Source organism: Acidobacteriota bacterium (genome assembly GCA_016712445.1).
Lineage (GTDB): Bacteria > Pseudomonadota > Alphaproteobacteria > Caulobacterales > Hyphomonadaceae > Hyphomonas.
In genome coordinates, this window is the sequence record JADJRB010000001.1 from 871362 (window position 1) to 893870 (window position 22509).

General features: G+C 64.5%; 25 protein-coding genes and 1 riboswitch. Of the genes, 14 read left to right on the forward strand and 11 right to left on the reverse strand.

Annotated features, from left to right (window positions below; all coding sequences use genetic code 11):
• Window positions 1-39: 39 nt before the first annotated feature.
• On the reverse strand, window positions 40-876 hold the full coding sequence (locus tag IPK75_04460; GenBank protein ID MBK8197601.1) for a sterol desaturase family protein: 837 nt from the start codon (window positions 874-876) through the stop codon (window positions 40-42).
• Between the two features lie 348 nt (window positions 877-1224).
• Between IPK75_04460 and dnaK the strand changes: the two genes are divergently transcribed.
• A complete protein-coding gene (dnaK, locus tag IPK75_04465) occupies window positions 1225-3117 on the forward strand; it encodes a molecular chaperone DnaK (GenBank protein MBK8197602.1) in 1893 nt (630 codons plus the stop codon).
• A 56-nt stretch (window positions 3118-3173) separates the two neighbouring features.
• Here dnaK and IPK75_04470 read toward each other — a convergent pair whose 3' ends face one another.
• Together IPK75_04470 and IPK75_04475 are read right to left on the reverse strand one after the other, a co-directional pair.
• Complete coding sequence (locus tag IPK75_04470) at window positions 3174-3575, reverse strand: DUF1801 domain-containing protein (GenBank protein MBK8197603.1); 402 nt, start codon at window positions 3573-3575, stop codon at window positions 3174-3176.
• A 1-nt stretch (window position 3576) separates the two neighbouring features.
• Window positions 3577-4566, reverse strand: coding sequence for an NADPH:quinone oxidoreductase family protein (locus IPK75_04475; GenBank protein MBK8197604.1), 990 nt, complete (start codon window positions 4564-4566; stop codon window positions 3577-3579).
• A 98-nt stretch (window positions 4567-4664) separates the two neighbouring features.
• Here IPK75_04475 and IPK75_04480 point away from each other — a divergent pair, with 98 nt between their 5' ends.
• The 3 genes from IPK75_04480 to IPK75_04490 are packed head-to-tail and all read left to right on the forward strand — an operon-like array spanning window position 4665 to window position 6374.
• Complete coding sequence (locus IPK75_04480; GenBank protein ID MBK8197605.1) at window positions 4665-5537, forward strand: isoaspartyl peptidase/L-asparaginase; 873 nt, start codon at window positions 4665-4667, stop codon at window positions 5535-5537.
• Window positions 5534-5854 (forward strand): hypothetical protein, encoded by a 321-nt coding sequence (locus IPK75_04485; protein ID MBK8197606.1) that lies wholly within the window; start codon window positions 5534-5536, stop codon window positions 5852-5854. Before IPK75_04480 ends, IPK75_04485 begins: the two co-directional genes overlap by 4 nt.
• A 1-nt stretch (window position 5855) precedes the next feature.
• Window positions 5856-6374 (forward strand): RNA methyltransferase, encoded by a 519-nt coding sequence (locus tag IPK75_04490; GenBank protein MBK8197607.1) that lies wholly within the window; start codon window positions 5856-5858, stop codon window positions 6372-6374.
• Window position 6375: 1 nt separating this feature from the next.
• Here the strand turns inward: IPK75_04490 and IPK75_04495 are convergent, their stop codons facing one another.
• Together IPK75_04495 and IPK75_04500 are read right to left on the reverse strand one after the other, a co-directional pair.
• Window positions 6376-7050 (reverse strand): cupin domain-containing protein, encoded by a 675-nt coding sequence (locus IPK75_04495; GenBank protein ID MBK8197608.1) that lies wholly within the window; start codon window positions 7048-7050, stop codon window positions 6376-6378.
• 84 nt (window positions 7051-7134) lie between these two features.
• On the reverse strand, window positions 7135-7656 hold the full coding sequence (locus tag IPK75_04500; GenBank protein ID MBK8197609.1) for a sigma-70 family RNA polymerase sigma factor: 522 nt from the start codon (window positions 7654-7656) through the stop codon (window positions 7135-7137).
• 263 nt (window positions 7657-7919) lie between these two features.
• On the opposite strand from IPK75_04500, the gene IPK75_04505 reads away from it, so the two are divergent.
• Window positions 7920-8408 (forward strand): hypothetical protein, encoded by a 489-nt coding sequence (locus IPK75_04505; GenBank protein ID MBK8197610.1) that lies wholly within the window; start codon window positions 7920-7922, stop codon window positions 8406-8408.
• A gap of 4 nt (window positions 8409-8412) precedes the next feature.
• Here the strand turns inward: IPK75_04505 and IPK75_04510 are convergent, their stop codons facing one another.
• Together IPK75_04510 and IPK75_04515 are read right to left on the reverse strand one after the other, a co-directional pair.
• A complete protein-coding gene (locus tag IPK75_04510) occupies window positions 8413-9045 on the reverse strand; it encodes a 1-acyl-sn-glycerol-3-phosphate acyltransferase (protein ID MBK8197611.1) in 633 nt (210 codons plus the stop codon).
• A gap of 158 nt (window positions 9046-9203) precedes the next feature.
• Window positions 9204-9842, reverse strand: coding sequence for an OmpA family protein (locus IPK75_04515; protein ID MBK8197612.1), 639 nt, complete (start codon window positions 9840-9842; stop codon window positions 9204-9206).
• Window positions 9843-10032: 190 nt separating this feature from the next.
• Between IPK75_04515 and rlmN the strand changes: the two genes are divergently transcribed.
• Window positions 10033-11193 (forward strand): 23S rRNA (adenine(2503)-C(2))-methyltransferase RlmN, encoded by a 1161-nt coding sequence (gene rlmN / locus IPK75_04520; protein ID MBK8197613.1) that lies wholly within the window; start codon window positions 10033-10035, stop codon window positions 11191-11193.
• A 6-nt stretch (window positions 11194-11199) separates the two neighbouring features.
• Here rlmN and IPK75_04525 read toward each other — a convergent pair whose 3' ends face one another.
• Together IPK75_04525 and IPK75_04530 are read right to left on the reverse strand one after the other, a co-directional pair.
• Entirely contained in the window at window positions 11200-13620 is a 2421-nt protein-coding gene (locus IPK75_04525; protein ID MBK8197614.1) for an EAL domain-containing protein, read from the reverse strand.
• A gap of 190 nt (window positions 13621-13810) precedes the next feature.
• Window positions 13811-14404: a PadR family transcriptional regulator gene (locus IPK75_04530; GenBank protein MBK8197615.1), complete on the reverse strand. Its 594-nt coding sequence runs from the start codon at window positions 14402-14404 to the stop codon at window positions 13811-13813.
• Window positions 14405-14583: 179 nt separating this feature from the next.
• On the opposite strand from IPK75_04530, the gene IPK75_04535 reads away from it, so the two are divergent.
• From IPK75_04535 to IPK75_04555, 5 genes are all read left to right on the forward strand, one after another.
• A complete protein-coding gene (locus tag IPK75_04535) occupies window positions 14584-15342 on the forward strand; it encodes a phosphodiester glycosidase family protein (GenBank protein MBK8197616.1) in 759 nt (252 codons plus the stop codon).
• Entirely contained in the window at window positions 15339-15578 is a 240-nt protein-coding gene (locus IPK75_04540; protein MBK8197617.1) for a DUF2164 domain-containing protein, read from the forward strand. The genes IPK75_04535 and IPK75_04540 overlap by 4 nt, the downstream gene beginning before the upstream one ends.
• A 93-nt stretch (window positions 15579-15671) precedes the next feature.
• Window positions 15672-16013, forward strand: a complete 342-nt coding sequence (locus IPK75_04545; GenBank protein MBK8197618.1) for an ArsC family transcriptional regulator — start codon at window positions 15672-15674, stop codon at window positions 16011-16013.
• Window positions 16014-16118: 105 nt separating this feature from the next.
• Window positions 16119-16985 carry a hypothetical protein gene (locus IPK75_04550; GenBank protein MBK8197619.1) on the forward strand — a complete coding sequence of 289 codons (867 nt, stop codon included), beginning with the start codon at window positions 16119-16121 and terminating at the stop codon, window positions 16983-16985.
• Window positions 16986-17068: 83 nt separating this feature from the next.
• The gene (locus IPK75_04555; protein ID MBK8197620.1) at window positions 17069-18202 is read left to right on the forward strand and encodes a hypothetical protein; all 1134 of its coding nucleotides are present in this window, start codon (window positions 17069-17071) and stop codon (window positions 18200-18202) included.
• Window positions 18203-18214: 12 nt separating this feature from the next.
• Here IPK75_04555 and IPK75_04560 read toward each other — a convergent pair whose 3' ends face one another.
• Together IPK75_04560 and IPK75_04565 are read right to left on the reverse strand one after the other, a co-directional pair.
• Window positions 18215-18436, reverse strand: a complete 222-nt coding sequence (locus IPK75_04560) for a hypothetical protein (protein ID MBK8197621.1) — start codon at window positions 18434-18436, stop codon at window positions 18215-18217.
• Between the two features lie 64 nt (window positions 18437-18500).
• Window positions 18501-18926, reverse strand: coding sequence for a helix-turn-helix transcriptional regulator (locus IPK75_04565; GenBank protein ID MBK8197622.1), 426 nt, complete (start codon window positions 18924-18926; stop codon window positions 18501-18503).
• A gap of 106 nt (window positions 18927-19032) precedes the next feature.
• On the opposite strand from IPK75_04565, the gene IPK75_04570 reads away from it, so the two are divergent.
• The 3 genes from IPK75_04570 to thiC all read left to right on the forward strand — a co-directional run bounded on the left by IPK75_04570 (window position 19033) and on the right by thiC (window position 22491).
• On the forward strand, window positions 19033-19791 hold the full coding sequence (locus IPK75_04570; protein ID MBK8197623.1) for an SDR family oxidoreductase: 759 nt from the start codon (window positions 19033-19035) through the stop codon (window positions 19789-19791).
• A 56-nt stretch (window positions 19792-19847) separates the two neighbouring features.
• A riboswitch (TPP riboswitch) is annotated at window positions 19848-19946 on the forward strand.
• Window positions 19947-19963: 17 nt separating this feature from the next.
• Window positions 19964-20527, forward strand: coding sequence for a hypothetical protein (locus IPK75_04575; GenBank protein MBK8197624.1), 564 nt, complete (start codon window positions 19964-19966; stop codon window positions 20525-20527).
• Window positions 20524-22491: a phosphomethylpyrimidine synthase ThiC gene (gene thiC, locus IPK75_04580; GenBank protein MBK8197625.1), complete on the forward strand. Its 1968-nt coding sequence runs from the start codon at window positions 20524-20526 to the stop codon at window positions 22489-22491. The genes IPK75_04575 and thiC overlap by 4 nt, the downstream gene beginning before the upstream one ends.
• Window positions 22492-22509: the final 18 nt, after the last annotated feature.

The following is a 22509-nucleotide window of genomic DNA, read 5'->3' on the forward strand; positions in this document are numbered from 1 at the left end:
AAGCGAAGACCCTGCCGCATCGCGCGTGATCTGGCCAGCCTAGGCGGCGCTGACTTCAACGGGCGGCGCGCGGCGCGCCTTCAGCATCCCCGCCCATTTGCGGAAGGGATACAGGGTCTGCGAAATGAAATCGTTCGGCGGATTGTCCTCGACGCCGGTCGGCACATCCATCGCGGAGCCCGGATTGTAGTACGTGCCGAACAGCAGGTCGAAGACCGGGAAGATCGAGGCGAAGTTCTTGTCATAGGCCTCCGGCACGGCGGCATGGTGCCAGCGATGCATTTGCGGCGAGACCAGTACCTCGCGGAAAATGCCGTGATCCCAGTCGAGCTTCGAGTGGACATAGTACTGGTGCAAGCCCTTGATCAGCGCGAGACCGGCAATCTCCTCAAGCCGGAAGCCCATCCAGGACGACGTGAACACGAGGCAGGCGGCGATCACGAATTGCTCGGTGAAATGCCCGCGCGACCAGGACAGGAAATGCAATTCCGGATCCGAATGGTGAACGGCGTGGGCAGGCCAGAGCCAGCTCGTGTGCAGCATACGGTGCACCCAGTAGAGGCTGAAATCATAGATGGCGAGCGCGGCGAGCGCCTTCAGCACGATCGGCACACCGGCCCAGGCCTCGGCCTTCAGCACGGGCAGACCGAGCGACGTGTAGAGCATCGCCAAAGGCGCAATCAGGACGAGGTAGAGCGCGCCGTTCAGGCTGGCGAACTGCAGGATCAGGAAGTTGGTGAGCGCGCTCTGGCGCAAGGCCTTCGGCCAGCGAAACGCGTCCCGCCCACGCGATAAAAATGCGAGACCGGTAAAAGCGATCGTCAGGCCGGCCAGAAAGGCGACTTGCCAGGCGAAGCTCGCCAAGACGTCCTGCATCACGATCACCCAGTGGCTTGTTTTTGTTAGCCTTAGGAGGGCGAGCCTAGCAGGACTGGCTTAACATTTCCTGATCCGGCGCGCCGGCCCGCCCGGCCGCTCCGCGACTGCGTTGCATTTGCCGCCCGGACCCGTCCGATTGCCCCGCGTCACACAGGCCCAAATGTGCGTTGGCCCCTTGAGCCGGGGGGTATTCTTCCCATATCGCAGACCGAACAGGCGAGTCGGCCGAATGACCGTCCTCGCCGCTCAAAAGGACCAACTTGAAGAGCCATTGGCAATCCCGGGGCTGCTGAGCAGACCGAACCGAAACAAAGCCAAGGGCGGCTTACAGAAGAGAGAGACATTATGAGCAAGATCATCGGTATCGACCTGGGCACCACCAACTCCTGCGTTGCCGTCATGGAAGGCGGCGAAGCGAAGGTCATCGAGAACTCCGAAGGCAACCGCACCACCCCGTCGGTCGTCGCCTTCAACGAAAGCGGCGAACGCCTGATCGGCCAGCCGGCCCGCCGGCAAGCCGTCACCAACCCGGATTTCACCTTCTACGCCATCAAGCGCCTGATCGGCCGCACCTTCGATGACCCGACGGCGCAGAAGGACAAGGCGATGAGCCCCTTCGGCATCGTCAAGGCGCCGAACGGCGACGCCTGGGTGAAAGGCCGCGACAAGGACTACGCCCCGCAGGAAATCTCCGCCTTCATCCTCACAAAGATGAAGGAAACCGCCGAGGCTTATCTCGGCGCGAAGGTCACGCAGGCCGTCATCACGGTCCCCGCCTATTTCAACGACGCCCAGCGCCAGGCCACCAAGGACGCCGGCAAGATTGCTGGCCTTGAAGTCCTGCGCATCATCAACGAGCCGACGGCAGCGGCCCTCGCCTACGGCCTCGACAAGTCCGGCAACAAGACGATCGCGGTCTACGACCTCGGCGGCGGCACGTTCGACGTCTCGCTCCTCGAGATCGGCGACGGCGTGTTCGAAGTGCTCTCCACCAATGGCGACACCTTCCTCGGCGGTGAAGACTTCGACATCCGCATCGTCGACTTCCTCGCGTCCGAGTTCAAGAAAGAGCAAGGCATCGACCTGAAGGCCGACAAGCTGGCCCTCCAGCGCCTCAAGGAAGAAGCCGAGAAAGCCAAGAAGGAACTCTCGTCCACGTCGCAATACGAAGTGAACCTGCCCTTCATCACGGCAGACGCGACCGGCCCGAAACACCTCAACATCAAGCTGACCCGCGCGAAATTCGAAAGCCTCGTTCAGGATCTCGTCGACCGTACCATCGAGCCTTGCAAGAAGGCGCTCAAGGATGCCGGCAAGACCCCGGCGGACATCGACGAAGTCGTGCTCGTCGGCGGCATGACCCGCATGCCCGCCGTTCAGGAAGCGGTGAAGAAGTTCTTCGGCAAGGAGCCGCACAAGGGCGTCAACCCGGATGAAGTCGTCGCCATCGGCGCGGCGATCCAGGGCGGCGTGCTGCAAGGCGATGTGAAAGACGTTGTCCTCCTCGACGTGACCCCGCTCTCGCTGGGGATCGAAACGCTGGGCGGCATCTTCACGCGCCTGATCGACCGCAACACGACGATCCCGACGAAGAAGAGCCAGGTCTTCTCGACCGCCGAGGACAACCAGCCTGCCGTGACCATCAAGGTCGCCCAGGGTGAGCGCGAAATGGCGAGCGACAACAAGCAGCTCGGCCAGTTCAACCTTGAAGGCATCGCCCCTGCCCCGCGCGGCCTGCCGCAGATTGAGGTGACGTTTGACATCGACGCCAACGGCATCGTCTCGGTCTCGGCCAAGGACAAGGCGACCGGCAAGGAACAGCAGATCACCATCCAGGCAGATGGCGGCCTTTCCGAAGCCGACATCAAGAAGATGATGGCCGAAGCCGAAGCCAATGCCGGCGCCGACAAGTCGCGCCGCGAACTGGTCGAAGCCAAGAACCACGCCGAAGCGCTCGTGCATCAGACCGAGAAGCAGATGATCGAGCACGGCTCGAAAGTCAGCGACGACGTCAAGGCGGAAATCGAGAAGGCCATCGCCGACCTCAAGACCGCCGCTGCCGGCGACAATACGGCGGATATCCAAGCCAAGCATCAAGCCCTGATGAATGCCGCAATGAAACTCGGCGAAGCGATCTACGCCGCGGCCGGCACCGAAGCGGCCCAGGCTGACAGCGCCAAGGAAGACGGCGTTGTCGACGCCGACTTCGAAGAAGTCGACGACGCGAAGCGCGCGTAAGCCCGACTTCCTCCGTGCACAGACAAAACCCGCCGGAGAAATTCGGCGGGTTTTTCTTATCCTTGAAGAACCTCGGCAATCCAACGTTTGACTAGCAGCGGCAAGGCCTTTCCGGCCGCCGAGACATCCGCCATGCTGCGGAACGCGGCGACGGCGCGAATATCGGACTGCCACTGCAATAGCCCGCTCTCATCGACCATCGCGGGCGGCGCGCCCTTTGTCTCCTTGCGCGCGGTGTCGCAATGGAAAATCAGGCGTACACTTTTCCTGTCGCTGAAATTGAACGTCACACAGTGGACGCCGCCGAGCGCATAGCTGGGCGCATTCCATTTGACGGACTGCTCAAGCACCGGCGCCTTCAGGGCGCTCAGGATCGCCCGCAATGCCTCGGCCTCCGCCTTCAGCGGATGGTCCAGCGCCGCCATCACGGTATCGGGTGAAAGCGGCGCCTTGGCCATGTCAGATAACGACGACGACCTTGCCGGTTGCCTTGCGGTCCATCAGTTCACGGATCGCCTCGCCGCCCTTCTCGAGCGGATAGGTGGCGGACACGTGCGGCTTGATCTTGCCGGCGCTGTGCAGCGCGAACAGCTCCTTGACGTTCTGCGCATGCGCTTTCGGATCGCGCGCCACGGCCGCGCCCCAGAACACGCCGCGCACATCGCAGCTTTTCAGCAGCGTCAGGTTCAGCGGCAGTTTCGGAATGCCGGCCGGGAAGCCGATCACAAGGAAGCGGCCTTCCCAGTTCAGCGCGCGCACGGCTGGCTCCGCATAGTTACCGCCGACGCCGTCATACACGATGTCCACGCCGCCGCCCGAGATCGCCTTGATGTCGTCCGCGAATTTCTTCTGCCCGTCACGGTCCAGCTCGGCCGCATAGACGAGGCCCTTGTCGGCGCCCTTCGAGAGGCAGAAGTCCACCTTCTCCTGCGTCGAGGCGGCGGCGATGACTTCCAATCCCATCGCCTTGCCGAGCTCGACGGCGGCAATGCCGACGCCGCCCGCCGCTCCGAGCACCAGCAGCTTCTCGCCCTTCTTGGGATTCGCCCGGTCCTTCAGCGCGTAATAGGACGTGCCATACGTCATCATGAACGCCGCCGCTTCCTCGAACGGCATGCTGTCCGGGATCGGCATCACGCCGTGGCCGCCGGCCACCACATATTCCGCCATGCCGCCGCTGCCGACGGAGGCCAGCACCCGGTCTCCCTTTTTCACATGGCTGACGCCTTCGCCGAGAGCCGAGACAAAACCTGCGACCTCGCCGCCCGGCGAAAAGGGACGCGGCGGCTTGAACTGGTAGAGGTCCTGGATCATCAGCGAATCGGGGAAGTTGACGCCGCAGGCCTTCACTTCGATCAGCACCTGGCCCTTGCCGGGCGCCGGCACCGGCACGTCTTCGATCACCAGGGCCTCGGGCCCGCCTACAGTTTTCGACAGCACGGCTTTCATGCGTCACTCCCTTCGCGGCTTGTTGTTTGTCCGCCCTGACGGTAGCCATGCCTCACACCCCCGCCAAGCCTGACGCGAGGGGAAAGAGGCAAAAAGACATGGCGAAAATCTGGGCGCTGGCGCTGCATGGCGGCGCGGGACCGATCTTCGGACGCGACTATGGCCCCGAAGAGGCACATATCGCCGGCTTGCTGCGCGATGGCGCAGCGCGTCTTGCTGCGGGCGAAGCCGCGCTCGACGTGGTCGAGGCGATGGTGATGGAACTGGAGGCGTCCGGCCTTTACGTTGCCGGCCGGGGCGCGAGCCCGAACACCGCCGGCGAATGGGAACTCGACGCTGCCATCATGGACGGTCGCACCCGCCGCGCCGGGGCCGTCGGCGCGCTGCAGGGCTTTGAGAGCCCGGTACAGGCGGCGCGCGCCGTGATGGAGCGCACTCCCAACGTCCTCCTCGTCGGCGACGGCGCCGCGACGCTCGCCCGCTCGGCCGGCCTCGCCCGCGTGGCCGATCCGATAACGTACTATGGCGCCGTCGACGAAGACACCGTGCAGGAAGACGCGCCGAACATGGGCACGGTCGGCGCCGTCGCGCTCGACGTCTATGGCGACCTCGCCGCCGCCACCTCGACCGGCGGCGTCCTCTCGAAGACGCCGGGCCGCATCGGCGACACCCCGATCATCGGCGCCGGCACCTGGGCCGACGAGCGCTGCGCCGTCAGCTGCACCGGCCTCGGCGAATACTTCATCCGCGCCAATGCGGCCGCCGACGTTTCCGCGCGCATCCGCTATGGCAACCAGCCCTTCGAAGCGTCCGTCCACGGCGCGCTCGACGACGTCAAACGCCTCGGCGGAAACGGCGGCATGATCGCCGTCTCCGCCAGCGGCGAACTCGCCTGGGGGTTCAACTCTTCCGGCCTGAAGCGCGGCCTTGCAGACTGGCGCGGACGCTTTGAAGTGGCGACTTTCCTGTGACCATCCTGTTCTGGATCCTCGTCGCGCTGCTCGGCTTCAGCATCCTGCTGGCCGCACAGATGCGCATCCTGCTGTCGATCGTGCTTCGCCGCGCGCTCGCCGAAAAGTTCGGCGGCAAGCACACGGATGCGCGCTACCGCACCGCTCTCTACGAGATCGGTCGCGGCGCCCCCGCAAGTGAGGACACCGTCTATCTGTCCACGGAATATCCACGCCCGCTTGCGCACCTCGCGCTCGCCCGCCGTGTCGCGTTGATCGCCCCTGCCCTCCTGCTCGCGGTCTTCCTCGCGGGCCGCTATGCACTGAAGGTGATCTGACATGCGCGGATTCTTTGCCATCGGCGCTGAGCGCATCTCGAAACCCATGAACCTTGGCGCGCTGATGCGCACGGGTCATGCCTTCGGCGCCAGTTTCGTGTTCTCCATCGACGCAGCGAAGAACATTCGGGAAGGCCATTGGGCTGACACGTCAAAGAGCGAGGGCCAGATTCCGTTCTACCAATGGGACAGCGTGGACGAGATGCAGCTTCCGCGCGGCTGCCAGCTGGTCGGTGTGGAACTCACGGACGACGCCGTCATGCTGCCTTCCTTCCGGCATCCGCCACAGGCCGCCTACATCCTCGGCCCCGAGAAGGGGAACCTGTCGCCAGCGATCCTCGATCGCTGTGCGCATGTCGTGAAGATCCCGACCAAGTTCTGCATCAATGTCAGCCTCGCCGGGGCGCTCGTCATGTACGACCGCCACCTGGCGATGGGCGGGCATGCCCCGCGCCCGATCATGCCGGGCGGACCGGACGCACCGCGCCGCAAGCATGTTCCGGGTCCGGACCGGAGCTAGGTCAGCGCTGGCCGAGCAGGCGTTGAAGCAATCCGAAGACGCCCGTGAAGTGCAAGCCGCCATCGCGGATCACGAGCGCGAAGCAGACCTCGCCCTCGTCGCCGACCGGCGTGTGATAGTCGCCGGCCTGGTTCAGCACGGCGTCGCCCGGCCCGAAGCTGCCGCGCTCGTCGGTGAAGCCGCCCGCAACGACGAGCGTGTACTCGCGCCCCGCGTGGGTATGCCGGGGAATGTTGGCGCCCGGCTCGATCCGGTAGAGTTCGGTTTCCATTCCGCGGCTGACACCCATCTTCAGGCGGGTGATGCCGCGGCCAAGGGATTTCCAGCCTGCCGAGCCCACCGCGTCCAGCGCCGCGCCGCGCAAGGGCTCCGGCAGGGCCAGCATCTCGCCAAGTCCCTTCCCGGCTGCCCGTCCCGCCGCAACGGCGAGGGGCGCGTCGGTCTCGAGCGCTTCAATGGCGTCCAGCGTCCGGGCCAGTGCGCCGTCACTCAACACCGCCGGCGTGGCCGTCTCGAGCACCGCGCCTGCGATCATGTCGCTGACCGCGATCGACCGGCGCACGTCCGGGCGCAGCACGCTCTGGGTCTCGACCATCAGCGCAAAGGCCGGGTCGAGGCAACCCGCCGCATAGGCGGCGTACAGCTCGCTGAAATGCTCAGTTGGCGCGGCGTTCATCTGGTCAGGCTTCCCGTTTGTTTCCGGAAGATTGGCCGGTTCGGGCGCAGGTCAAGCCGAAGCGCTGATTTTGCCCGTTCACACTCAGTTTTCACGTTCAAGCGGCCCCCTGAGACGCAGAAAGGCCAGCCGGATACGCGATTTGACCGTCCCCAATGGTAAATTGAACGCTGCCGCAATCTCCGAGTGCGAGAGACCATCATAGAACGCCGCCCTCACCAGCATCAGCTGGTCCGGCGGCAGCTTCTCTAGCTCTGCGCGCACGCTGTCTTCCATTTCACCGCGCAGGAAGGTCTCGTCCGGCTGTTCAATCTCGGGCGGGCGCAGCATCGGGTCTTCCGCCGCCAGTTCTGGCCGGCGCGTTCGCCGCTGCGCGTCGATCCGGCGATTGCGGGCCACCCGGAAGATCCAGGTCGATACCGACGCCAGCGCGGCGTCATACATGCCGGCCTTCTGCCAGACGGTGATCATCACGTCCTGCGCCAGCTCCTCAGCTTCGCTGTCGCTGGCGCCGAGCCGCAGCATGTAACTCTTTATGCGCGGGGCGAAAAAAGCGAACAGTTCGGCAAATGCGGCCTTCGAGCGGCTTTCGGCGATCGCGGCCATGCAGGCGGCATGATGCGCGCGCAGGGCTGCATCAACCGTGTAGACAGGTTTTTCGAAAGTTTTTCCGGCCATTCCCGCACTGCGGCGCCCTGTTTCTGGCTTGTCTCGCTCGAACGCCGCCATCACGCTTAAACTTTCCGGATGAAACCCGCTATAAGTGTTTCGCGTGGTCGCTGCCTGAGGCAGTAACCGCTAATGTCTCGCCGTGCACCGACTATGGGAATGATACCTTGAGCAAGCAACACGCAACTCTTCTCCGCCGCCTGGTTCTCGCAATCGTGATCACGTCGGCCGTGTCTGCCGCCCCGGCCGTCGCCGAGCCCACCGCTGTCGGCCGGTTCAAGGACTGGGCCGTGTTCACCGAGAAATCGGGCGACGACCTGATCTGCTACGCCGCAACCGAGGCGCTGACTAAGTCGCCTTCGAAGGCCAACCACGGCGCCGTCTGGTACTATGTGACCAGCTGGAAGTCCGGCAAGGCAAAGGCCCAGCCGTCGATCAAGGTCGGATTCGACTTCAAGTCGGGCTCAAGCCCGAAGGCCAAGGTCGGCCGCTCCTCCTGGACATTGTTCCCCGCAGGGCCCGAAGCCTTCGCCGAAGACGCGGACGATCCCGCCATCGTCGAGGCGCTGCGCAAGGGCGCAAACCTGGTCGTCGACGGCACATCTGCGCGTGGCACCAAGGTGTCCTACAAGTTCTCGCTGAGCGGCTCGGCAACCGCGATCGACAAGGCAGCCGAGGCTTGCCGGTAGGCGCCTACCAGTCCGGGCGTACGAACCGTTCCGGGTATTTCCCGTCGGCTTCCGCGTAGCTCTCCATGACCTTCGCTAGGTCGGCCTTCATGTCACCGGTCAGCTCCAGCGGCCCGTCCAGCCGCAGCACCCGCGTGCGGTAGTCGAGCACCGCCATCAGCAGCGGCACCCCGGCCGACCGGGCAATATGGTAGAGGCCGGTCTTCCAATTGGGATTGGCGTTGCGGGTCGCTTCAGGGGCGACCGCGAGGTGCATGACATCCCGGGCCGCGAAGGCCTGGCGCATCTGCTCCACCACGTCATTCGAACTCGACCGTTCAACCGGGATGCAGCCTGACCGCTTGACCAGCCAGCCGAGCGGTCCGCGCACCAGCGCCGCCTTGCCCATCCAGTTCAGCTTGACCCGGTACCAGCCCGCCACGGCCACCATGGTCAGCCCGTCCCAGTTTGACGTATGCGGCGCAGCCACAATCACGGACTTCGGCACGTGCACCGGCCAGTCGGACCCGACGCGCCACCCCGTGGCCTTCAGGTAGAGCCAGGACAGCCCCCGGATGAACTCCGAGAACAGGCCCCGGTACGGCGCGCTCCGGGCGAAGGGGCCCTTTGCCCGGACCGGGGGAGAAGTCTTTGTCATGGGCGCCACGATCGGTGTTTCGCCGCCGAACACCATATACCGCTGCGCGAATTCCTGCTGAAAACCCGCTTCCGAGGCACCCGCCCCCGAACGCGATGCGGGCGGCGATCCATCGACCGCCGCCCGCACCTGTCATTCGCCCTGACGGGATCGCGCGCTTATTGCGTGATCGGCGTCAGGATGATTTCGACCCGGCGGTTGGCCGCGCGGCCTTCGGCGGTCGAGTTGTCGGCAATCGGCTGCGTCTCGCCCATGCCGATCGCATTGATGCGGACAGCCTGCGTGCCCTGGTTGATCAGGTAGGTACGCACCGACGTCGCGCGCTGCTGCGACAGCGTCATGTTGTAGTCGTCGGCGCCGTCAGAGCTGGCATGGCCGATGATGTCGACAGCGGTCGACGGATACTCGACGAGCGTTGCGGCGACGTCGTTCAGCGGGCCGTAGAAGCCCGGCTGGATCGTCGCGCTGTTGACCGCGAAAGTGACGTTCGACGGCATGGTGAGCTGCAGCTGGTCGCCGACGCGGTCGACTTCGATGCCCGTCCCGGCGGTCGCTTCCTTCAGCTTGCGCTCCTGCTCATCCATGTAGCCGCCCACGGCGGCCCCTGCGATGGCGCCGACAGCCGCGCCGATGGCGGCGTTGCGCTTGTCGTCACCGCCGGCCATCATGCCGGCACCGGCGCCGAGGATGGCACCGGCCGCGCCGCCCGTCAGGACGCGCTGGCTGGGGCCGGTCTGGCAGGCTTGCAGGAACAGCGGCAGCGCCATGGCCGCGACGAGGATCATAGGCTTGTTCATGAGGTGACTCCCTTTTCATGATCTTGATGGGCCGCTCTTTGCGGCAACCCGTATGAATATACGCCAACAGCCGGTCAGTTCCCGCAATTCGGCGACAAAAAGAAGGCAGGATCAAGCATCTGCCATCTTACATTCCATCCATGTGCGGAGCGGTTTTCCTTAATTTCCCCTGCATGCTATAGGCCCGCGAATGACCACAACGCTCGATCTCTCCAGGCGTTCCACGCCCCCTTCCGGCCCGAAAACGCTCGCGGGTCTGTCGATCCCGGCCCTCAAAGCCGAGATGGAGGGTCTTGGACTTGATCCTAAACAGGCCGGCATGCGCGCCAAGCAGCTGCGCCGGTGGATTCACCATTTCGGAGCCCGTGATTTCTCGGTGATGACCGATATTGCGAAGGACCTGCGGGCCCGCCTGGCGGACACCTATGTGATCGCGCGGCCCGAGATCGCCGACCATCAGGTCTCGCGGGACGGCACCCAGAAATGGTTGACGCGGTTTGCCCCCGGCGTCGAAGGCGAGAGCGTTTACATCCCGGACGTCGGCAAGGCCGGCGCGCTGTGCGTGTCGTCGCAAGTGGGTTGCACCCTGAACTGCACCTTCTGCCATACCGGCACCCAGGCCCTCGTGCGCAACCTGACGGCCGCTGAAATCGTCCAGCAGGTTTTGATTGCCCGCGACGCACTGGAAGAGTGGCCGAGCGCGGAAGAAGACCGCCTGCTCACCAACATCGTCTTCATGGGCATGGGTGAGCCGCTCTACAATCTGGACAACGTCGCCGAAGCGATCGACACGATCTCCGACGGCGACGGGCTCGCCATCGGCCGCCGCCGCATCACGGTCTCTACAGCCGGCGTCGCCCCGAAAATTCCCGAGCTTGGCGCACGCACCAACGCCATGCTCGCGATCTCGCTGCATGCCACCAACGACGACCTGCGCAACGAGCTCGTGCCGATCAACCGCAAGTACAATCTCGCCGAACTGTTCGACGCGATCCGGGCCTATCCCGGCGTCGGCAATTCGCGGCGCGTGACATTCGAATATGTCATGCTGAAAGGCGTCAACGATACGGTTGCCGAAGCGCACGATCTCGTCCGCCTGCTGAAGGGTATTCCTGCGAAGATCAACCTGATCCCGTTCAACCCCTGGCCCGGAAGCCCTTACGAATGTTCGGGGTGGGATACGATCGAAGCCTTCGCCGAGATTCTCAACCGCGCCGGGTATGCCTCGCCGATCCGCACGCCGCGCGGACGCGACATCCTCGCCGCCTGCGGACAGCTGCGCTCCGAGAGTGTGAAGGTGCGGGCGAGCGAGCTGCGCCGCCAGTCGCTTGAAGGCACGCCGCCGGCCTGAAAGGCCTCAGCGCGCGTGCACGAGACGCAGGGGCGGCCTGTCGTCGTTTGCCACCTTTTCCGGGACCGGCGCGGGATCGGCGCTGCGCCGCTTGAGCAGGCCGAGCCGCTCAAGTTCCACGGCAGAAGCCGGACGGCTGAAATGGTAGCCTTGCAGCTCGGTGCAGCCCTCCTCGACCAGTCGCCGCACCTGTTCGGCATTTTCGATGCCTTCTGCCGTCGTCCGCATGCCGAGCTTTCCGGCTAGCGAGACGACCGCTTCGACGATGGCTGCACATTCGGGGCTCGTTTCAAGCTGGTCGACGAAGGACTTGTCGATCTTGATCTTGTTGAACGGGAACTTGCGCAGGTAGCTGAGCGAGGAATAGCCCGTTCCGAAATCGTCGAGCGACACGGTTGCTCCAAGGTCGTGCAGGGCATGCATGACGCTGAGGCTGTCCTCGGCGCCGTCAAACAGCGCCGTCTCGGTGATCTCGAAATCGACCCGCCGGGGATCAACGCCCGTCTGCGCCAGCGCATGCGTCACGATCATCGTCAGCGACCGGTTCTGCACCTGCAAGGGCGAGAGGTTTATGCAGACGCGCAGCGACGGATCCCAGGTTGAGGCTTCCGCCAGCGCCTCGCGGATGATCCAGTTGCCCACCTGCCAGATCATGCCCGTCTTTTCGAGGATTGGCACGAATTCCACCGGGCTTACCGGGCCGCGCTTCGGATGGTTCCAGCGGATCAGCGTCTCATAGGCGCGCACTTCGCCGGACTTGGCGTCCACGATGGGTTGGTAATGCAGGCAGAACTCGTTGTTGGCCAGCGCGCCGCGAAGGTCCGATTCCATCAACGTGCGCCGGCGCACGACATCGTTCATGCTCGATTCGAAGAACTGCGCCGCCGCGCGTCCGCCGTCCTTGGCCGCCATCAGCGCCATGTCGGCGAACCGGAACAGCTCGTTTGCATCACCCGAATGATCCGGAAACAGGGCAATCCCGACACTGACGGTCGTCTGCACACTTTCGGTCTCGGTGAAGATCGGCTGCGTCATCTCTTCCTGGATCGTCAGGGCGAGCGCCATCGCCTCTCCCGGTCCGGAAATGTTGCGCTGGAGGATCACGAACTCATCGCCGCCAAAGCGGGCGACGATATCATTTGGTCCGATCGCCTTCAGGATGCGTTGCGCGCCGGCCTGCAGCACGGCGTTGCCGATCGCATGTCCGTGTACGTCGTTGATCGTCTTGAACCGGTCGAAGTCGATGCAGTGAAGGGCGAATATCTCGGACCGGTCGGCAAAGGCACTGGCCGCGGCCTGCAGGGCTTCGAGCAATACATGCTGCTTGGGAACGCCGGTCAGCGAATCGTGGTGTGCGAGAAATTCGATCTTCTTCTCGGCCGAGCGCTTTTCCGTGATGTCGGTACCGACACCGCGGTAGCCTTCGAACCCGCCAAGGTCGTTGAACACCGGCTTGGCCGACATCTCCCACCAGACCGTACCGCCCGGCTGCTTCACCGGCAGGCGGATCTCACGGAAGGAGTCGTGCGCTTCAAGCGCTTCGGCGAGGCGCGCCAGTTCGGTCCGCGCTTCCGGAACGTCCTTGTCGAAGAAATTCAGCATCGGCGCGCCGTCGAGCATTTCGACCGGCATGCCTGTGCGTTCGGAAAGGTGCTTTGACGGACGTGTCAGGCGCAGCTCGGAATCCAGCTCCCACAGGCAGTCGGAGGACGATTCGCCAAACTCGTTGAGCAGCAGGCTGATGACCGCATTGTTCTCCTCCAGCTCCCGCGTCTGGTCGCGCAGCTTCACGCGCTGCAGCCAGGAGCGCACATGGCTCGCATAGTTCCAGGACGTAGCCTTGATCATCACGATGGTGAAGATTCCCAGAAGCAACAGCAGCCAGAGCTGGGCCGGACCGCTGCCCGAGCGAAGTATGCCCAAGGCCGTACCGAAAGACAGGGAGGCGACAAACGGGATCGCAGCGGCCGGCAAGGTCGACAGCACGAAGGCGGCGCCCGTCATCATCCCGGCGCACACCCAGAGCACGATGGCAAGGTCGAAACCGCTCAGTACAGGGATGAACAGGACCGGAAAGATCGACCAGGCGAGGCCGAGCAGAGTCGACTCGACGATCGGCCGGTAGAGCTCGCTCGCGGTGCGTGGCCGCGGCTCGCTCTTGTGGCGGATCACACGGTAGCTGGCATGAAAGCCGAGCAGTCCCATGAGCGCCATCAGCGTGCCCCAGAGCCACAAGGCCTGCGACGGCGCATGAAACGCGAGGTAGGTGAAAACCAGCGACGCATTGGCCGAACTGGAAGTCAGCCCGAAAGGCAGCAATTCGCGAAAGGTATAGAGCTGCTTGCCGCGGATGAACGCGGCGTGCTCAACCTTGAGGTTGGACAGGCGCAGGCGCTCTTCGCGCGCTTCTTTCCGCCAGAGATTCAAGTGCCCGGCCTCCCTGCCGCGCGACGTCGCCATATCGCTGGCTGGCACCGGTATCAGAGGCGCTCGAAAATTCGTTTAAGCCGATCGGTGAAACTTCTCGCATCCAGCCTCCCCGCGCGCTTTTCAGTCGCCTGACCGACAAAAAAGGAGGGAAAAGCATATCCCCTCCCTCCTTCGATAGTAAACACGGTCAGTCGTCCGCGAGCTTGCCGATCCGGTCCTGTGCATCCGTCAGGATGTCGGCGATCGCCTTGCGGCGCTTGCCGTCTTCGGGACGTTCCCGGTAAGCCGAGATCACCGCGTGCCGCAACCGGCGCATGGCGCCGCGAACGTCTTCGGGGTCTTCAGGGGCATCGCTCGCCTGGAGCGCACCGAGCCGCGCATTGATCTGCGCGAGGTGCTCTGCCTGGGCCGCGAGTTCCGCCTCCCCTTCCGGCGTGATGCGGAAACTGCGGCGCGAGCCTTCGGTCTCCGCCGCCGCCCAACCGAGGTCGAGCAGCGTCTCCAGCGCCGGATAGATGACGCCCGGGCTTGGCACATAGGCGCCGCCGGTACGGCTTTCGATCTCGCGGATCAGGTCGTACCCATGGCGCGGCGCCTCCGCGGTCAACTGCAGCAGCAGCAGGCGCAGGTGGCCATGGTCGAGCGCCCGGCGGTTACCGCCCCGGCCATGCCGATGCCCTCTGCCATGCCCGCGTGCGTGGCGCATATGCCAGCCCTCCCGGCCTTCGCCGACGAAAATGCGGATCGAGGATCCGCCGTGATGATGATGCTTGCGATACATGAAGTTCACTCCTTTCGATATATCGGAAACGCATATTGTTCCGATATATCGAAATGACAAGAATCGATATATCTAAAATATCAGATCGCCGGCCCGGCGCCGCCGCGCGCAACGCCATTCCACACCCCAGTCAGGTCTGCGCTGTTTGCGAATCCCCCGCTGCCCATTAGGTATGTTCCATGTTCCGCCGGTTCCTCCTGGCGGCCCTAGCGGCCGTCCTGTCTGCCTGCACCCAGGCCAGTGAAGGTCCGTGCGAGACGGTCACCTATGAAAGTACGCCCTACCTGGTCTGCAGCTTCGACACGCAGACGGACGATATCCGCCTGTTCCTGCGCGACGATACCGGCGCGCCGTTTGGCCAGTTCGACCGGCTCGCGAACTACGTCGCCGGCAAGGGCGGCAGCCTCGTCTTCGCGATGAACGCCGGCATGTACCATGAGGACCGCCGCCCGGTCGGCCTCTATGTCGAGGAAGAACAGTCCGAGATGGGCCTCGTCACCAATGCCGGCCCCGGCAATTTCGGCATGCTCCCGAACGGCGTCTTCTGGATCGATGACGGCGAGGCCGGCGTGACCGAAACCCTTGCTTACGCGGAGCGCTTCAAGGACGACCCGCCCCGCTTCGCGACCCAGTCCGGCCCGATGCTCGTCGTCGACGGCGAGTTGCACCCGGTGCTCAATCCGGATGGCACCAGCGTGCGCCGCCGCAACGGCGTCGGCGTCAGCGCCGACGGTCACCGCGTCGTCTTCGTCATTTCGGATGCGGCCGTGAACTTCCACACCTTCGCCCGCCTGTTCCGCGACGAGCTGGACGTGCCGAACGCGCTTTATCTCGATGGCGCCGTCTCCAAGGTCTATGCGCCCTCGCTCGAGCGCAACGAGTCCGGCCTCGACATGGGCCCCATCGTTGGCGTCGTCCGTCCCAACCTCAAGCCATGAAGGCGCTGAAGCTCTCGCCCGAACGCCGCCAGCGCCTGATCGATCATGTGCGCAAGATGTTCGCGGAAGACTTCGACGAATCCCTCAGCGACTTCCGCGCCGGCGAACTCGTCGACCGCATGGTCGCCCTGATCGGCCCAGGCGTCTACAACCAGGCCGTAGAGGATGTGCGCGCGCATCTTCAGGGCCGCCTCGACGATCTCGGCGGCGAAGTCTACGTCGACGACCCGGCCTGACCCCTTAGCCGCGCTCAACAGGCCCCTTAGTCCGTTGCGCGCGGCCGTGTGAACCCCTACCTGCGAGGCTCGCAAGCCGAGGAGATCGTGCCCATGTCCATCAAACTGTTCGGCCTGAAGAACTGCGACACCTGCAAGAAGGCGGTGAAGGAAATCGAAGCCTCCGGCGAGACGTGCGAGGTTGTCGACATCCGCGCCGAGGCCGACTTGCCCTCCCTCCTGCCCCGCTGGATTGCGGCGGCCGGCGAGAAGCTCGTCAACCGCAGCTCGACCACCTGGCGCGGTCTCTCCGACGAAGACAAAGCCCGCGCCTCCGGCTCCAGCCTTGAAGGCCTCCTGCTCGGCAACCCGACCCTGATCAAACGCCCCGTCATCGAAGCGGACGGCGAAATCTTCATCGGCTGGACCGCCGAGACAAAGGCGCGCCTCGGCTAGACGGCCCGTCTGTCATCCCGGCGAAAGCCGGGACACAGGATCACAAACGACGGAAATCGGAATCGCAGGCGTTGAACCCCGGAAACGCCTCCCGGAGTCTGACCCATGCTGCGCCGCCTTTTTCTCGCTGCCCTCGCCCTGATCGCGCTCGCCTCGCCCGCCTTCGCCGCGCCCGAAACGCTGACCGTCAAGGCCGGCAAGACCGACCGCGAACTGATCCTGTACGCCCCGGCGAAAGCCAAAGGCCCCGTGCCGCTCGTCATGGTGTTCCATGGCGGCGGCGGCGGCGACGACTGGATGGCAAACAAATCGCGCGAGCTCACCCGCACGCTCAATGATGCCGGCTACGCCGTCGCTTACATGAACGGTTCGGCCCGCCGCGACGGCGAAAAGCTGCGCACCTGGAACGCCGTCCATTGCTGCGCCTATGCCCAGCGACAGAAGGTCAACGAGGCTGCCTATGCCGACGCCGCCGTCGAGGCGATCGACAAGAAAATCGGTATCGACCGTTCACGGATCTTCCTCACCGGTCACTCGAATGGCGCCATGCTCTCCTGGCGCCTCGCCGGCCAGATGAAAGTCACCCCCCGCGCCATCGCCCCGATCAGCGGCGCCATCTTCGCCGACCAGCCCGACGTGCCGGATCGCACCTCCGTGTTCATGTACCACGCCAAGGATGATGAGGTTCTGAGCTTCGATGGCAACCCGGACGACAAGGCCGAACGCTGGCGCACCGCACCGCATCTCGGCTTCCTCAAGGCCGAAGCGAAAGTCTCCGAACTAAAATCCTGCGGCCCGGCCGCGCCCCTGCCCGCGCCATCTGGCCTCACCGCCACCACGCGCAGCTGCGCCGGCGGATCCGAACTGGTCGCCACCGCGGCAGACACAGGCGGCCACGAATGGCCGTCCCGTCCGCAGACCGACTACCGGATCGAGGCCGAACTGCTGGCCTTCTTCGAACGCCAGCGCTGAAGGTTTGTCTCCGTAGAAACCCTGTTGCCGCCCCGGACCGTGCCGCGCTAGCTTTGCGCCGCATCTGACCTCCCGGAGACTTCATGCGCGCCCGCCTCCTGCTGCCTGTATTGGCCGCGGCTACCTGCCTTTCCCTTGCCGCCCTCACCACCCCCGGCCGCGCCGACACGCCGCCTGTCGCTTGGACGCAGGACGACATGAACGCCTGCCGCGAATACACCTATGCACACTTCCTGAACCTGCGCGGCGGCAAGGGTGCGAAGACCTTCGATGACGCCTCTCTCTGGTGGTCGGACCAGGCCAGCCGCAAGGGCTTGGTCAAGTTCGATCCGGATGCCAGCGAGGTCCTCGGCCTGTTCACGGAAAAGGAACTCGCCAACCCCGCCAAACTCTGTGTCTCCGCCGCGAGCGGCAAGAAAAACATCGACCTCTCGAAGGGAACGGCCTTGATGCTGGCGCGCTACGCCGAGGCCCACCCGGCGCCCCCGCCGTCTGCAGCGCCGCCGGCCGACACGGCGCCTCCTGCGCCCAAGCGCATCTGGACGTCCGCGGAAATCTACCCCGACCCACGCCCCGGAACAGAAGACCGGATCGACTGCCGTGTCGCGCTCGCCCTGGCCTGGGGCTATGCCACGGGCGAGGCCAGCGAACGCTACCTGCAGGCCTTCCTCGCGACCGACTCTTCGCTGACCGAAGGCACTGAACTCTTCGATGCGCGTGCCAACCACTACAATGACAGGATCGGCAAGGACGGCCTCACCGCAATGGCCGACCGCTGCATCGCCACGGCCAACGGCGGCGTCGCCGAGATCAACCCGCAGCGCGCCCAATTGATGGGCCCGGAACGCTACGCCCTGTACCTGTCGAATGCGGCCACCGCGTCCCGCGCCGCAGATGAATCCCGCGCCCGCGAACAGGCCGAGCGCGAGCTGGGCGACCTTTATGCCCGCTGCGACACCGCCGCAGCTGCCGGCCTCGAGCGCGCGGGCGGCAATATGGCCGAAGCCCACCGCATGGCCCTGAATTGGGCCGCCACCGGCCGCTATGGCACCAACTACGCCGTCGAGCCGTTCAAGCGCGGTTGCGGCAATGTGCGCGATACCTTTGCGACCCTGAACAACATGCAGTGTCCGGACGAATTCTTCAACGAGGTCCAGTCATTCTACGACCAGTTCGTCCTCGATCTCGGCACCGGCACGCTCTACTGCGAGCCATAGGGGGCGCGCCGCTTAATTCTCGTCGTCGGGCCCGTCGGCAATGTCGCGGGCCACTTCGTCAGTCTTGTCGGCCACGTCCTCGGCCGCGCTGCCGACTTCCTCCGCGGTGACGCCCATCCACCGGTCCATCACGGCGCCCGCCACCGCGAACGAACCGTAGGTCAGCCGCATGGCGACCATGCTGACGAAGAACAGCACGAGGACGAGGGTGACGACGGCGTGCAGGAATCTCATGGCGGAGCTCCTTTCGAGAAGTTCATGCCACCGCAACGCCTCGCCTGGCGCCGGGGTTCCCGTATCAGGTCCGCGCGTCGAACGCCGCGCGCGACGCCTCGATCTCCGCGAGATGGCGCTCGGCCCAGACCCAGACGCCGCAGAACGCTGCGCTGAGGCTCTCGCCCCGCGGCGTCAGCGCATACTCCACCTTTGGCGGCACCACCGCATAGACCGTGCGCGTCACCAGCCCGTCGCGCTCCATCAGCCGCAGCGTCTGCGTCAGCATCTTCTGGCTGATGCCGTCCACCTTCCGGCCAATTTCGGAGAAGCGCATCACGCCGCCCTCCTGCAGCACTTCCAGCATCAGCATTGTCCACTTGTCCGCCACCCGCCCGATCAGCTCGTTGACCAGCGCATCGACGCGCGGGTCCGACTCCGGTGACGGCGCATCCAGATGCGCCTCCGCCTCGGCAACCTGCTCAGCTGAAAACGTTTTCGCGCGCGCCATCGCCCACACTCTCTTTCCGGTAAGTATAATTCTTTCGGGTGCCTTCTTTCATCAGGAGAGCACACTCCCATCTTCCGCTCAACACCGCAGCCAAGGAGAACTCCCCATGAAAATGACCGGCAACACCATCCTCATCACCGGCGGCGGCTCCGGCATCGGCCGCGAGCTTGCCCGCGAATTCCACGCCCTCGGCAACACTGTCATCGTCGCCGGGCGCACGCTCAAATCGCTCGAGGAGACCATCGACGGCCGCTCCGGCTTGCACGCCCGCACACTCGACGCCGCCGACGCCGCTGATATCCAGCGCTTCGCCGCCGAACTGGCGCGCGACTTCCCCGCCCTCAACGTCCTCATCAACAATGCCGGCATCATGGCGCGCGAGGACCTGCTCGCCGACCCCGTCGACCTCGCCGTCGCCGAAGCCATCGTCGCCACCAATATCCTCGGCCCCATCCGCCTCACCGCCGCCCTGCTCCCCCACCTGCGCAAGCAATCCGCCGCCGCCGTGATGAACGTCACCTCCGGCCTCGCCTTCGTCCCGCTGACGGCGACGCCCACCTACAGCGCCTCGAAGGCTGCCCTCCATTCCTGGACACAATCGCTCCGCTACGTCCTGCGGGACACCTCCGTCGAGGTGATCGAGATCGCCCCGCCCGGCGTGCAGACCGAACTCACCCCCGGCCAGTCGAAGCGCAGCCAGTACATGCCGCTGAAGGACTATATCACCGAGACGATGGCGAACTTCACCCCCCTGCCGGAGACGAAGGAAAACCTGACAGGCCAGGTGAAATTCCTCCGCAACGCCGAAGCCGAAGGCCGCTTCGACGCGACCTTCAAGATGCTCAACGAGAACTACCAGGGCTGACGCGGCCTGCCCGGCCGGCGCCCCCTAGGCGCGCCGGCCAAAACCGCCTAGACTGCATCGCATCCGAGGGGTGTCCGGCATGGTGCCGGGCTGAGAGTTACCCTTTGAACCTGATCCGGGTCATGCCGGCGCGAGGGACGGAGAATTTGTGGGCTGCCTGACAGATCCAAAGATGAACGCGTATTTCTCGCAGCTCCTCGGAGCCGGCGAAGAAATCCTCTGGTTTCAGGAACGCAGGTTTGGATCGCCGGATATCACGTATTTCGCCTTCTCGTGTTTGGGCATTTCAATTCTCTGGTCAGCAATCATTCTGCTGGGTTTCTTGATCGGGCTCTCAATTGGAACGCCTGCTTCCCATCCATGGTGGGTATGGGCTTGGAGTGTGATCGTCATTGGCGCAGTGACTCTGCTTCCCGTTTTGGGATCGCTTGAGCTCCTGAAAGCGCTGAAGAACTCCGTTCACGTGCTGACCCAGAAGCGGTTGATTCTGACGAACACGAGATGGCGCAACTACAGCCTGAAAATTGGCCCGATAGACAACTTGCGTTTGGAACGACGCCAGAACGGCCAATCCAACGTGCTGTTAAAATCCAGTCCGTCTGCCGCGGGGCTTCCCTCCCTGCTACCTTTCATGAACCGGACAATTCTTTCGAACATCAAGAACCCTGATCTGTTTGCTTCTGTGTTGGCGAAACACGGTCGGCAGGCTCATTCCAATTGCGGAGCACTCAAATGAACAAGCCGACCAACCCCGCCGAGTTCACCCCGCCGACCGTCACGACCGGTCCCCTGCCCGCGAGCCGCAAGGTCTACACGACCCCTGCGCCCGGCGTGTCCGTCCCCCACCGCGAGATCGACCTTCATCCGTCTGCGAACGAACCGCCGCTGCCGGTCTATGACACCTCCGGCCCCTACACCGACCCCGCCGTCACCATCGACGTCGAGAAGGGCCTCGCCCGCACGCGCCGCGACTGGGTGCTCGAGCGCGGCGGCGTCGAGGAATACGACGGCCGCGATGTGAAGCCGGAAGACAATGGCGGCGCCACCGGCAAGTATCTCGCCCGCGAGTTCCCTGTGAAGCACCGCCCCCTGCGCGGCATGGCCCGCATCCAGAAAGTCGAATGCGCCTCCTCGCCCTGCGCGATGGACCTCGACCCGCCGGTCAATGCCGAGGGGAGGCCCCTCGTCACCCAATACGAATTCGCGAAAGCCGGCGTCATCACGAAGGAAATGATCTACGTCGCCGAGCGCGAAAACCTTGGCCGCCGCGAAGCCCTCGCCACCGCCGCCGCCACAATCGCGCAGGGCAATTCCTTCGGCGCCGACATCCCGGAACACATCACCCCCGAATTCGTCCGTTCAGAGATCGCCCGCGGCCGCGCCATCATCCCGGCCAACATCAACCATGCCGAACTCGAGCCGCAGATCATCGGCCGCAACTTCCTCGTCAAGATCAACGCCAATATCGGCAACTCCGCCGTCGCCTCCTCCATCGAGGAGGAAGTGGAGAAAATGGTCTGGGCCATCCGCTGGGGCGCCGACAATGTGATGGACCTCTCGACGGGGCGCAACATCCACAACACCCGCGAATGGATCATCCGCAACTCCCCCGTCCCCATCGGCACCGTGCCGATCTATCAGGCGCTCGAAAAAGTGAACGGCGTCGCCGAAGATCTCACCTGGGAGGTCTACCGCGACACCCTCATCGAGCAATGCGAACAGGGCGTCGATTATTTCACCATCCATGCCGGCGTCCGCCTCGCCTATATCCACCTCACCGCCAAGCGCGTCTGCGGCATCGTCTCGCGCGGCGGCTCGATCATGGCGAAATGGATGCTCGCCCACCACCGCGAATCGTTCCTGTACGAACATTTCGGCGAAATCTGCGACATCATGCGGACCTATGACGTCTCCTTCTCCCTCGGCGACGGCCTGCGCCCCGGCGCCATCGCCGACGCCAACGACGCCGCCCAGTTCGCCGAACTCGAAACCCTCGGTGAACTGACGAAAGTCGCCCACGCCAAAGGCTGCCAGGTGATGATCGAAGGCCCCGGCCATGTGCCGATGCACAAGATCAAGGTGAACATGGACAAGCAGCTCGCCCTCTGCGGCGAGGCGCCTTTCTACACGCTCGGCCCCCTCGTCACCGACATCGCCCCCGGCTACGACCACATCACCTCCGGCATCGGCGCCGCCATGATCGGCTGGTTCGGCACCTCCATGCTCTGCTATGTCACGCCGAAGGAACACCTCGGCCTGCCGGACCGCAACGATGTGAAAGTCGGCGTCATCACCTACCGCATCGCCGCCCACGCCGCCGACCTCGCCAAGGGCCACCCCGCCGCCCAGCTGCGCGACGACGCGCTCTCCCGCGCCCGTTTCGAATTCCGCTGGGAAGACCAGTTCAACCTCGCCCTCGACCCCGAAACCGCCCGCGACTTCCACGACCAGACCCTGCCGAAAGACGCGCATAAAGTGGCCCACTTCTGCTCCATGTGCGGCCCGAAATTCTGCAGCATGAAAATCACCGCCGAAGTCCGCGACTACGCCGCCGGCATGACCGAAAACGAACGCCTGAGCCTCGAACGGCAGGCCGCCGAAGCAAAGCGAGGCATGGAAGAGAAGTCCAAGGAGTTCATGGACAAGGGCGGCGAGATTTATCTGTCCGCAGACGGACGGAAGAGAGAGGCGATTGATTGAGTTGGCAGAGCTACAGCC